Here is a 10,722-nt window from a genome sequence, read left to right on the forward strand (position 1 = left end):
CGACTGGCGGAAATCCGACACGACGTTACCGGGTCGGCGGGGGTCCGTGCGCGGCACGTAGACTTACCGGTCGTGAGTCTCACCCTCGGTATCGTCGGCCTGCCCAACGTCGGCAAGTCCACCCTGTTCAACGCGCTGACGCGCAACGACGTGCTCGCCGCGAACTACCCGTTCGCCACGATCGAGCCCAACGTCGGCGTCGTGCCGCTGCCGGACCCGCGGCTGGACAAGCTGGCCGAGCTCTTCTCGTCGGAGAAGACCGTGCCCGCCGTGGTGTCCTTTGTGGACATCGCGGGCATCGTGAAGGGCGCGTCCGAGGGTGCCGGGCTCGGCAACAAGTTCCTCGCGAACATCCGCGAGGCCAACGCGATCTGCCAGGTCATCCGCGTGTTCGACGACCCGGACGTGGTGCACGTCGACGGCCGGATCGACCCGATGTCCGACATCGAGACGATCAACACCGAGCTGATCCTCGCCGACCTGCAGACGCTCGAGAAGGCGCTGCCGCGGCTGGAGAAAGAGGCCCGCACCAAGAAGGAAGCGCGGCCAGCGCTCGAAAACGCCCAGAAGGCCAAGGAAATCCTCGACTCCGGGCGCACGCTGTTCCAGGCGCAGAAGGACATCGACGGCGAGGCGCTGCGCGAACTGAGCCTGCTCACCACGAAGCCGTTCCTGTATGTCTTCAACGCCGACGAGGCCGTGCTCACCGACGAGGCGCGCCGGGAGGAGCTGGCGAAGCTCGTCGCCCCGGCGGACGCGGTGTTCCTCGACGCGAAGGTCGAAGCCGAACTGCTGGAGCTGGACGACGAGGAGTCCGTGCGCGAGCTGCTGGAGTCCGTCGGCCAGCTGGAACCCGGCCTGCACGCGCTGGCCCGCGCGGGTTTCCACACGCTCGGCCTGCAGACGTACCTCACAGCCGGCCCGAAGGAATCCCGCGCCTGGACGATCCCGCAGGGCGCGACCGCCCCGCAGGCCGCCGGCGTCATCCACACGGACTTCGAGCGCGGCTTCATCAAGGCCGAGGTCGTGTCGTTCGAGGACCTGGTAGAGGCGGGCTCGATGGCGGCCGCGCGCTCGGCGGGCAAGGTCCGCATGGAGGGCAAGGACTACGTGATGGCGGACGGCGACGTCGTCGAGTTCCGCTTCAACGTCTGACCGGTCCGCTGCTAGAAGACGGTCGGCCTCGGCAGGACGACGGTCCAGCCGAGGCCGAGGCGTTCAGTTCAGTTCGGCAACGCTAGAAACGACCACGCCGTAAAGATCACCGATGGTCGCCAAAGCGCTGTTGTGCATTTGCGCAGCGCTGACTTCCCCGCCCGGACCGGGCAACGGCCGCGTGGCGCAGGCGTCGGCGACGACAGTCGGGTGGTTGCCGCGCAGGAACGCGCCTTCGGTGGTGAACGTGACGCACATGTTGGTCATGAACCCGGCGATCACCACGTTCTTGTGCCCGGCCGCGTCGACCCGCTCGCCCAGGTCGGTGTTCACGAAGGAGTTCGGCGCGCCCTTGACGACGACCGGCTCGTCCTCGATCGGGGCGACGTCCGGGTGGATGCCGCCGATCTCGGCGCGGATGTCGTACGCCGTGCCCTCGCCGCCGTCGTTGACGACGTGGAGCACCGTCGCTCCGGCCGCGCGTGCCTTGGCGAGCAACTGCCGAGCCGCGGTCAACGCCGGTCGCCAGCCCTCCAGTTCCATCACGCCGCGGGTGTAGGTGTTCTGGTAGTCGACCAGGATCAGCGTCGCGTCCGCCAGCGTCGCCGGGGTCTGGTCGAGACCGTTCAGCTCCCGCAGCGTTTTCCTTGCCATGGTGGGGTTTCCTCTCGTTTCTGGTTCGCACGATCGACGCTAGACTCGGCTCCGGATGTCGGCAATGACATGCGAAGCGCAGAAACCGACATGGGGTGGCGCGATGAAGAGAACGGTGGTCGTGGTCCTGTTCGACCGGATCGACCTGCTCGACGTGACCGGTCCCGCCGAGGTGTTTTCCTTGCTGCAGCGGGAAATGAACCGCCCGACGGGCTATGAAGTCGTGCTCGCGGCGGCGTCGCTGGACCCGGTGACCACCTCGGCCGGAGTGCGGGTCCTGCCGGACGTGACGTTCGCGGAGCTGTCCCGGATCGACACCCTGATCGTGCCGGGCGCGGTGACGACGGGCGAGCGCGGCGAGATCGTCGCTCGATGCGACCCCGCGGTGGTCGAGGAAGTGCGCCGGCTGGCTGGACGGACGCGCCGGGTGGCGTCGGTCTGCGTCGGTGCGCACATCCTCGCCGCGGCGGGGCTGCTCGACGGCAAACGCGCCACGACGCACTGGTCAACGGCTCGGCAGCTGGCCGCGGAGCATCCGGAGGTGACCGTCGACGCGGACCCGATTTTCATCCGCGACGGTTCCGTGTGGACCGGGGCTGGGCTGAGCGCGTGCCTCGACCTCGCGCTGGCGCTGGTGGCCGACGATTTCGGCCCGGAATTAGCCTCGCGGGTGGCTCGTCAGCTGGTGATGTTCCTGCGGCGGCCCGGCGGGCAGAGCCAGTTCAGCGTGTCGCTGGAGCCCGCGTCCGCGACCCGGCGGGTGGACGAGCTGCGGCAGCACATCGCCGCTCATCTGGCGGAACCGCTGACGGTATCCGACCTCGCCGCGCACGCGCACGTGACGGATCGGCAGATCACCCGGGTGTTCAAGGCGGAGCTGGGGATGACTCCGGCCGCCTACGTCGAGCACGCTCGGGTCGAGGCGGCGAGGCATCGGCTGGAGACGACAGACGAAACGTTGTCGCGGATCGCCGGCGCTTGCGGGTTCGGAACGGTGTCGACGCTGAACCGGTCGTTCCGGCGCACGTTGAACACGACGCCCAGCGAATACCGGGAGCGGTTCCGGCTCGTCTCGAGCGCCTGACCGGCGCGGGGCGGACCGACGGCCCGCCCGGCTGCCGCGGTGCGGCCGAGTCGCTCAGCCGAGCAGTCCCAGCACCACCATCGACAGGAGAACGACAGCGGTCGAGAACGCCGCGACCCAGGTGCGCTGGGCGGCGGTGAGCTGGGCGGATGTGCTGTTCATGGCGGGTTCCTAGCGGGGGAGTGCCGACGATTCCGCTGGGTTAGCGCCTTGATCTAGCCCACTGTTACCGCTTGTGATCAAGGTCACGACGGTTGCGCGCGGTGTGCCACAGCACCCCGCCCGCGGCGGCCACCATCAGGCCGAACGAACCCATTCCCACCACGAGTGCCTGGACCATGCTGGCCTCCTTGCGTCGCCTCTGTTCGGAAGACGCGCGAAGGGGCCGCTCATGGTGCCAGGGTTGCCGACGTCACACCTGGTCAGCGAGCCGCGAGGACCTCGTCGATCTGCCTGGCCAAGGCGAAGTCGCGGTCGGTCAGCCCGCCTTCGGAATGGGTGCTGAGGCGGAAGGTCAGGGTGCGCCAGCGGATGTCGATGTCCGGATGGTGGTCGGCCTCCTCGGCCAGTTCGGCCACCCGGTCCACCACCTCGATCGCCGCCGGGAAGGACGGGAGTTCGGCGGTCCGCACGATGGTCGCCTCCTCGCGCTGCCACTCCGGGACGGTGCCGAGGGCCTGCTCTACTGCCGAGTCGCTCAATAGCTGAGTCATCCCTCCATGGTGTCGGCTACGCTGCGGCATTGCCACGGGAGTCCGGTACGCCGGGCTGAGAGGCGGGTCCGACAGCCCGCGACCGTTCGCACCTGGATCCGGATCATGCCGGCGTAGGGAGGCCGCGTCGCTCTCCCCCGTCCGGCGCAGTGCAGGAGGGGAAGAATGATGTCGCGGACCGTCCGCACGGCGGCAGCCCTTGCCGCGGTTTCGGTGCTCGCCAGCGCCTGCTCGCTGTCCGGCGGCGACTCCGGCGGGTCGTCCGCGAACCCGGATCAGCAGACGCCGACCGTCACGCTGGTCACGCACGATTCGTTCGCCGCGCCGCAGGACGTGCTCGACGCCTTCCAGCGTCAGTCCGGGATCAAGCTCAAGATCCTCAAGTCCGGCGACGCCGGCGCGCTCACCAACAAGCTCGTGCTCACCAAGGGCAGCCCGATCGGCGACGTCGCATACGGCGTCGACAACACCTTCGCGTCGCGCGCGCTCAGCGAGGGCGTCTTCCAGCCTTACACCAGCCCGGAGGCCGACCGCGGGCCGCAGCGCTACTCGGTCGATCCGCAGCACCGACTGTCCGCGGTCGACCTCGGCGACGTCTGCGTGAACATCGACCCGGCGTACTTCGCGAGCAAGGGCCTCCCGGAACCGAAGAGCTACGACGACCTCGCCGACCCGAAGTACAAGGACCTGACCGTCGCGGAGAGCCCGGCCACCGCGTCGCCGGGGCTGGCCTTCCTGCTCGGCACGATCGCGAAGTACGGCGAGAACGGCTGGCAGGGCTACTGGCAGAAGCTGAAGGCCAACGGCCTCAAGACGGTCAGCGGCTGGGAGGAGGCCTACACCAAGGACTTCTCCGGCTCGTCGGGCAAGGGCCCGCGGCCGATCGTCGTTTCCTACGCCTCGTCGCCCGCCGCGGAGGTCGGCGAGGACGGCAAACCGCGGACCAAGGCGCTGCTCGACACCTGCTTCCGCCAGGTCGAGTACGCGGGCGTGCTCACCAACGGCAAGCAGATCCCGCAGGCGCAGAAGGTCGTCGACTTCCTGTTGTCGCAGCAGTTCCAGACGACGGTCGCGGCGAACATGTACGTCTACCCGGCGCGCCAGGGCGTTGAACTGCCGGCCGGCTGGGCCACCGCGGCTCCGCTGCCGCAGGCGCCGGCCACCATGCCCGCGGACAAGGTGCAGGCCGGCCGGGAGAAGTGGATCGGGGAATGGCGCTCGCTCATGGGCGCGTGATCCCCGCGCGCACCATCGGGCTCACGCTGCTCGGCTTGTTGCCGGTCGCGTTCCTGGTGGTGTTCTTCGCCTGGCCGGTCGTCGCGATCGTCGGCCGGGGGTTTTCCGCGGGCGGCGTCGACACCGTGCTCGGCGACCCGCAGACGTGGCGGCTCGCCGGATTCACGCTGGCCAGCGCGGCCGCGTCGACCGTCGTCGCGGTGCTCGCCGGGCTGCCGGTGGCGTACTTGCTGGCGAGGGTCCGGCTGCCGGGCGTCGGAGTGGCGCGGACGATCGTGCTGGTCCCGTTCGTGCTGCCGACGGTCGTCGTCGGGCTGGCGTTCCGGGCGATCTGGCCGGACGGCGGCGTGCTGCCGCTCATCCTGGCCAACGCGTTTTTCAACGTCGCCGTCGTCGCACGCACGGTCGCCGGACTGTGGGCGCACCTCGATCCGCGCGCGACCGAGGCCGCGCGGGCGCTCGGGGCCTCGCCGTGGCGGGCGTTCCGGTCGGTGACGCTGCCCGCGCTCGGCCCGGCGGTCGCGTCCGCGGCGGCGGTGGTGTTTCTGTTCTGCGCCACCAGTTTCGGCGTGGTGCTGATCCTCGGCGGCGGCAGTTATCGAACGCTGGAGACCGAGATCTACCTCCGGACGGTCGACCTGCTCGACCTCTCCGGCGCGGCCGCGTTGTCGCTCGTCCAGTTCGCGGCCGTCGTCGCCGCGCTGGTGCTCGGCGCGATGGCGCGCCGGAAACGGGAGAACGCGGTGAAGCTGCGGTCCGCGCGGGTCACCGCACGCCGGCCGCGCGGCGGGGAATGGTGGACGGTCGGGGCCGCGGTGGTGGTGCTCGGTCTGCTGCTCACACCGATCGTCTCGCTCCTGGTCGAGTCGGTGTCCGGAGCGGACGGATGGAGCCTCGCCGGATACCGGGCGCTGAACACCGTCGGGCAGAACGACGCGCTGCAGGTCTCCGGCTGGATCGCGGCACAGAATTCGCTCGCCGCGGCCACCGACGCGACCCTGCTGGCGATGGCCGTCGGACTGGTCGCCAGCGTCGTGTTGGTGGCGCTTCGCCGTTCGCCGGGCGGGCTCGCGCGCGGGATGGGCGAGACCATGGACATCGCGTTGATGCTGCCGCTGGGGGTGTCCGCGGTGACCGTCGGTTTCGGTTATCTCGTGACGCTCGACGCGCTGCCCGGAGACCTGCGCACGTCGCCGATGCTCGTGCCGTTCGCGCAGGCGCTGGTGATCATGCCGCTCGTGGTGCGGATGATCCTGCCGGTGCTGCGCGCGGTCGACGTCCGGTTGCGCCAGGCCGCCGCGACGCTCGGCGCGAGCCCGGCGCGCGTGTGGCGGGAGATCGACTTTCCGCTGGTCGCGCGGTCGGTGGTGGCCGCGGCGGGCTTCGGATACATCGTCGCGCTCGGCGAGTTCGGCGCGACGAGCTTCCTCGCCCGGCCGGACGCGCCGACGCTCCCGGTGGCCGTCGCGACGCTGATCAGCCGGCCGGGAGAGCTGAACAACCAAATGGCGTACGCCTCGTGCGCCCTGCTCATGGTGGTGACTGTGGTGGCGGTGGCGCTGATCGACCGGTTCGGCTCGGTCCGCGGCCGCAGCACGGTCGGGGAGTTCTGATGGCGCTGGCGGTACGGGACCTGACTGTCCATTATGGAGCGTTCGCCGCGGTCCGCGACGCGAAGCTGGACATCGCCGACGGCGAGGTGCTCGCGTTGCTGGGCCCGTCCGGTTCCGGCAAGTCGACCCTGCTGCGCGCGATCACCGGACTGGAACCGGTGTCGTCCGGTTCGGTGTCGTGGGACGGTGCCGATCTCGCCGCGGTGCCGGTGCACAAGCGCGAATTCGGCTTGGTCTTCCAGGACGGACAGCTGTTTCCGCACCGCGACGTCGCCGCGAACATCGCGTTCGGCCTGCGGATGCACGGCGTGCCTCGCGAACGGCACGCGGCGCGCGTCCAAGAACTGCTGAAACTGGTCGGCCTCGAAGGCTACGAACGGCGCCGGGTCACCGAGCTGTCCGGCGGACAGGCGCAGCGGGTCGCGTTGGCCCGTGCGCTCGCGCCGGAGCCGCGGTTGCTGCTGCTGGACGAACCACTGTCCGGTTTGGACGCCGGACTGCGGGAGCAGCTGGCGATCGACCTGGCGGATCTGTTGCGGCGCAGCAAGATCACCGCGCTCCTGGTGACGCACGATCAGGAGGAAGCTTTCACGCTCGCCGATCGCGTGGCGGTGCTCGACGCCGGGGAGATCCGGCAGGAGGGCGCGGTCCGGTCGGTGTGGAACAAACCGGTGGACGACCACGTGGCGCGTTTCCTCGGCGTCACCACGTTCCTGGACGGCACCGCCGCCGACGGCGTGGTGCGGACCGAGCTGGGCGTCGTCGAGCTGGCAGTGGACGACGGGCCGGTCCGGCTCGGGTTTCGCCCGCACGGCCTGCGGGTCGCCGCGGAAGGCGTGCCCGGAGAAGTGACCGCGGCGGTGCACCGGCGGGAGCATCTGCGGCTGGTCGTCCGATGCGGAGAGTCCACTGTGGACGCGGTCGCCCCGGCCGGAGCGGACTTCCGGGCGGGCGATCCCGTCCGGCTCGAACCGGATCCGGACGGGATCGCTGTGGTGGGCTGAACCCCAGGTCAGCCGTCCCGGGTGACGAGGCGCGCGTAGGCCAGCGACAGCCCGACCAGGATGTAGCAGGCCGCGCGGACCACGCCTTCGCCGAGCATCGACAGCGACATCGGATCCTGCAGGACCGACGCCGGGGCCAGCGCCCAGTTTTGCGTGAGCAGGAACGGGTGCAGCCACTTCAGCGAGTCGAGGAAGCCGAGGATGGTGAACACGATGTTCGCGGCCAGCACCGAGGCGACCACGAGCATCGGGTGTTCGGTCCAGCTCGACACCGCCAGCGCGATCGCGCCGACCGCCCAGAGCTGAAGCACGATCCAGCCGCCGACGAGCAGGATCCGCAGAAGTGCCTCGCCGAGGGACAGCGTGGTGCCCGACAGCGTGAACAGCGAGTCCGTGCCGTTGATGATCAACCCGGTGGCCACCCCGGTCACGCACATCGCGAGCACCGCGACCAGGGACACCGTCGCCACCCCGAACGCCTTGACCGCCAGCAGCCGTCCCCGGCTGACCGGCGCGACGAGCCAGCCGCGCAGCGTGCCGTGCGCGGCCTCGCCGGCGATCGCGTCCGCGCCGGCCATCGCGGAAGCGAGCGGCAGGAGCAGCGTAAGTGTCATGACCATCGCGGCGACCGGCAGCACGAACGCGTTGTTGACCGCCGACACCAGCAGCGCGCCGCCGCTGTCGTCCGGAGCGTTGCTCCCCGTGCCCTGCCCGACCAGCGTGAGGCCGATCCCGATCACGATCGGCACCAGCGCCAGCAGCCCCAGCACCGCGAGCGTGCGCGGCCTGCGGAAGATCCAGCGCAGCTCGGCGGCGAACAACCGGAACAGCGGCACCGTGTCGTGCCCGGTCCGGCTCACCGGCACCGAAACAGCCGCGGTAGTCATTTCGCCTCCGCGGGAAGAAGTACGTCGGCGGCAGTCATGCTTCCCCCTCGGATTCCTCGCCGGCCGATTCCCCTTCGGTCAGCCGCGCGAACAGGTCCTCCAGCCCGGTCCGCGCCCGGGTCGCCTCGTGCACCTCGACCCCGGCCTGCACGAGCACCTGCAGCACTCGCGGCGCGGGCGTCGCGGTGAGGTCGACGCGGACGCCGTCCGGGGTCAACCGGGCCCCGATCCGGTTCTCCCGCAACGTTTCCACCGCCTGCTCGGCGTCCGGCGTGCGCACCAGCAGCGCGGCGTTCCCGGATTCCAGCAGGTCAGCCAGTTCGCCCTGCGCGACGACCGTGCCGGACTGCAGCACCGCCACGTGCGTGCAGGTCGCTTCGACCTCGGCGAGCAGGTGCGAGGACACCACCACGGTCACGCCGTCGGAGTGCAGATCGGCGATGATACGGCGGATCTCCCTGGTACCCGCCGGATCCAGCCCGTTGGTGGGTTCGTCGAGCACGACCATCCGGCGCGGCACCAGCAGCGCGCTCGCCAGACCGAGCCGCTGCTTCATGCCGAGCGAATAGCCCTTGTACCGGCGGCGCGCGGCGGCGGTCAGCCCGACCCGGTCCAGCGCGGCGTCGACCGCGCCGGGGATCGCGGACGACGCCAGCCGCGGTTCGGCGGCGGCGAACCGCAGCAGGTTGTCGCGTCCGGAGAGGAACGGGTGGAAGCCCGGTCCCTCGACCAGCGCGCCGACGTCCGGCAGCGCGTGCGCGGACTCCTCCGGCATCTTCCGGCCGAGCAGTTCGACCTCGCCCGCGGTCGGGCGGACGAGCCCGAGCAGCATCCGGATCGTGGTCGTCTTGCCCGAACCGTTGGGCCCGAGCATGCCGAGCACGGCGCCCTCGGGCACGTCCAGGTCCACGTGGTCCACCGCGACCGTGCCGCGGTAGACCTTGCGCACCCCCCGGGTGCGCGCGGCCAGCGGGACCGCCGGGGCGGGCACCTCGTCCGAGATGCCCGCCCCGGTTTCGACCGCGGTGCTGGTCACTTGGCGCCCAGCGCTTCGTAGAGGACCTGCTCCGGGACCGCGCCGGCGGCGAACCGGCCGTCGTCGGTCAGGACCGCGCCGCCCACCTTCGTGGTGAAGAGGTAGCCGCTGCCCCACGGGCCGTTGACCCGCTTGGCGAACCGGCTCAGCATCTTCTGCACGTCCGCGCCCTTTTGCTCGTCCTGCGCCTGCTTCGGCTTCATCAGGTCCGCGGGCACCTTGCCGGTGACGACGGTGTCCCACCCGTCGCCCACGAGCTTGGTGCCCTGCGCGGCTTCATTCGCGATCGCCTTGCTGCGATCGTCCATCTTGGCCTGCTTCTCGGTCACCTTCGCGCCCTTGGGCGGGGTGAAGGCGAACAGGTCAGCCGACTGGTCGGCGAACTCGATCTTGCTGAACGCCAGCTCCAGCGCCGGGGCGGTGGTTCCGTTGCTCAGCACCGAAAGCCGCAGCGGCATCCGGGTCTGCGAGTCGATCGCGACGCGGATCTCGCGCAGCAGCGTGCGTTCGCTCGGCTTAGGCGTGAGGACCAGCTCGTACGCCGGCCGGTCGGCGACCGTGGCCGTGCCGTCGACCGCGACGTTGCTGCTCTCGCGCACCTTGGCGAGCAGTTCCTTGGCCGCGGTGGCCGGGTCGGCGGTCTTGCCCTCGGCGCCCTCGACCGCCTTGTGCTTGGTCGCGACGTCCGCCGGAATCGTGGTCTTGGTCGCGCTGTTGGTCTTGGAGTTGTAGTCCCACACGGTGTTGCCGTTGTGGATGATCGTTTCCTGCGTCTGCCCCTTGGTGAGCGACACCTTCGTCTTGCCGGCGCCGTCGCTGAACACCTGCGCCGAGTCGACGCCCAGCGCGCTCGCCCCCGGGATCGCGCCGGTCGCCATCTTCGGCAGGCCGAGGTCGTTGCTCACCGTCACCGTGCCGTCGAATGGCGCGGGTTTCGCGGTGGCGACCGACTGGACCAAGTCCTCCGCGCTGACCTGAGGCAGCTTCGGCGCGTCCCCCGCCGAGGCAGGCATCGCCACGACGACCAGTCCGCCCACGCCGAGCGCGGTGCCGACGACGGCCGCGGTGATGGCCTTCTTCTTCGGATCCATCTCGTCTCTCCCTGTGTTCCCGGGCTCTGGCGGGCCCGGCTCCCAGTGCAGACGGTGCACTGCCGAGGCTGAGATACCCCTGAATGTTCGGCCCGTTCAGCTGAGATGGCCCTGAGAGTACGCGCGTCAGCTGCACAAACCGGCCATGATGAGGACCGTGAAACCTCGGGTGCTGGTGGTCGACGAGGGCGTGTCAGCGATCTTGTGGGTTGACGGTGTGATCGCCTTGTCAGTGCTGCGCGTCGAGCC

General features: G+C 70.3%; 10 protein-coding genes and 1 riboswitch. Of the genes, 5 read left to right on the forward strand and 5 right to left on the reverse strand.

What is annotated here, in order from left to right; translation table 11 throughout:
* Positions 1 to 72: 72 nt before the first annotated feature.
* The gene (gene ychF / locus L942_RS33210; RefSeq protein ID WP_037367853.1) at positions 73 to 1,155 is read left to right on the forward strand and encodes a redox-regulated ATPase YchF; all 1,083 of its coding nucleotides are present in this window, start codon (positions 73 to 75) and stop codon (positions 1,153 to 1,155) included.
* 63 nt (positions 1,156 to 1,218) lie between these two features.
* On the opposite strand, the gene L942_RS33215 is transcribed toward ychF, so the two are convergent.
* The gene (locus L942_RS33215) at positions 1,219 to 1,809 is read right to left on the reverse strand and encodes a cysteine hydrolase family protein (RefSeq protein ID WP_037367855.1); all 591 of its coding nucleotides are present in this window, start codon (positions 1,807 to 1,809) and stop codon (positions 1,219 to 1,221) included.
* Positions 1,810 to 1,912: 103 nt separating this feature from the next.
* On the opposite strand from L942_RS33215, the gene L942_RS33220 reads away from it, so the two are divergent.
* On the forward strand, positions 1,913 to 2,893 hold the full coding sequence (locus tag L942_RS33220; protein ID WP_037367856.1) for a GlxA family transcriptional regulator: 981 nt from the start codon (positions 1,913 to 1,915) through the stop codon (positions 2,891 to 2,893).
* Positions 2,894 to 3,315: 422 nt separating this feature from the next.
* Here the strand turns inward: L942_RS33220 and L942_RS33225 are convergent, their stop codons facing one another.
* Positions 3,316 to 3,606, reverse strand: coding sequence for a 4a-hydroxytetrahydrobiopterin dehydratase (locus L942_RS33225; protein ID WP_037367858.1), 291 nt, complete (start codon positions 3,604 to 3,606; stop codon positions 3,316 to 3,318).
* 24 nt (positions 3,607 to 3,630) lie between these two features.
* Positions 3,631 to 3,743, forward strand: a riboswitch (TPP riboswitch).
* Positions 3,744 to 3,774: 31 nt separating this feature from the next.
* Here L942_RS33225 and L942_RS33230 point away from each other — a divergent pair.
* The 3 genes from L942_RS33230 to L942_RS33240 are packed head-to-tail and all read left to right on the forward strand — an operon-like array spanning position 3,775 to position 7,459.
* Complete coding sequence (locus L942_RS33230) at positions 3,775 to 4,842, forward strand: thiamine ABC transporter substrate-binding protein (RefSeq protein ID WP_037367914.1); 1,068 nt, start codon at positions 3,775 to 3,777, stop codon at positions 4,840 to 4,842.
* Positions 4,818 to 6,455 carry an ABC transporter permease gene (locus L942_RS33235; RefSeq protein ID WP_235079554.1) on the forward strand — a complete coding sequence of 546 codons (1,638 nt, stop codon included), beginning with the start codon at positions 4,818 to 4,820 and terminating at the stop codon, positions 6,453 to 6,455. The genes L942_RS33230 and L942_RS33235 overlap by 25 nt, the downstream gene beginning before the upstream one ends.
* Entirely contained in the window at positions 6,455 to 7,459 is a 1,005-nt protein-coding gene (locus L942_RS33240) for an ABC transporter ATP-binding protein (protein ID WP_037367859.1), read from the forward strand. Before L942_RS33235 ends, L942_RS33240 begins: the two co-directional genes overlap by 1 nt.
* Positions 7,460 to 7,467: 8 nt before the next feature.
* Here L942_RS33240 and L942_RS33245 read toward each other — a convergent pair whose 3' ends face one another.
* From L942_RS33245 to L942_RS33255, 3 genes are read right to left on the reverse strand one after another with little or no spacing between them, the layout of a single operon-like run.
* Positions 7,468 to 8,346, reverse strand: coding sequence for an ABC transporter permease (locus tag L942_RS33245; RefSeq protein ID WP_037367862.1), 879 nt, complete (start codon positions 8,344 to 8,346; stop codon positions 7,468 to 7,470).
* A 34-nt stretch (positions 8,347 to 8,380) separates the two neighbouring features.
* Complete coding sequence (locus L942_RS33250; protein WP_037367863.1) at positions 8,381 to 9,382, reverse strand: ABC transporter ATP-binding protein; 1,002 nt, start codon at positions 9,380 to 9,382, stop codon at positions 8,381 to 8,383.
* Positions 9,379 to 10,473, reverse strand: coding sequence for a LolA family protein (locus L942_RS33255; RefSeq protein WP_037367864.1), 1,095 nt, complete (start codon positions 10,471 to 10,473; stop codon positions 9,379 to 9,381). The genes L942_RS33250 and L942_RS33255 overlap by 4 nt, the downstream gene beginning before the upstream one ends.
* Positions 10,474 to 10,722: the final 249 nt, after the last annotated feature.

Origin of the sequence: Amycolatopsis orientalis DSM 43388 (assembly GCF_000411975.1) — a bacterium.
Lineage (GTDB): Bacteria > Actinomycetota > Actinomycetes > Mycobacteriales > Pseudonocardiaceae > Amycolatopsis > Amycolatopsis orientalis_D.

Bases quoted from the DNA above. Each gene is read 5' to 3' on its own strand.
- L942_RS33240 (WP_037367859.1), top strand. From the start codon at position 6,455: ATGGCGCTGGCGGTACGGGACCTGACTGTCCATTATGGAGCGTTCGCC.
- L942_RS33230 (WP_037367914.1), top strand. From the start codon at position 3,775: ATGTCGCGGACCGTCCGCACGGCGGCAGCCCTTGCCGCGGTTTCGGTG.
- L942_RS33215 (WP_037367855.1), bottom strand. From the start codon at position 1,809: ATGGCAAGGAAAACGCTGCGGGAGCTGAACGGTCTCGACCAGACCCCG.
- L942_RS33245 (WP_037367862.1), bottom strand. From the start codon at position 8,346: ATGACTACCGCGGCTGTTTCGGTGCCGGTGAGCCGGACCGGGCACGAC.
- L942_RS33220 (WP_037367856.1), top strand. From the start codon at position 1,913: ATGAAGAGAACGGTGGTCGTGGTCCTGTTCGACCGGATCGACCTGCTC.
- L942_RS33255 (WP_037367864.1), bottom strand. From the start codon at position 10,473: ATGGATCCGAAGAAGAAGGCCATCACCGCGGCCGTCGTCGGCACCGCG.
- L942_RS33235 (WP_235079554.1), top strand. From the start codon at position 4,818: ATGGCGCTCGCTCATGGGCGCGTGATCCCCGCGCGCACCATCGGGCTC.
- L942_RS33225 (WP_037367858.1), bottom strand. From the start codon at position 3,606: ATGACTCAGCTATTGAGCGACTCGGCAGTAGAGCAGGCCCTCGGCACC.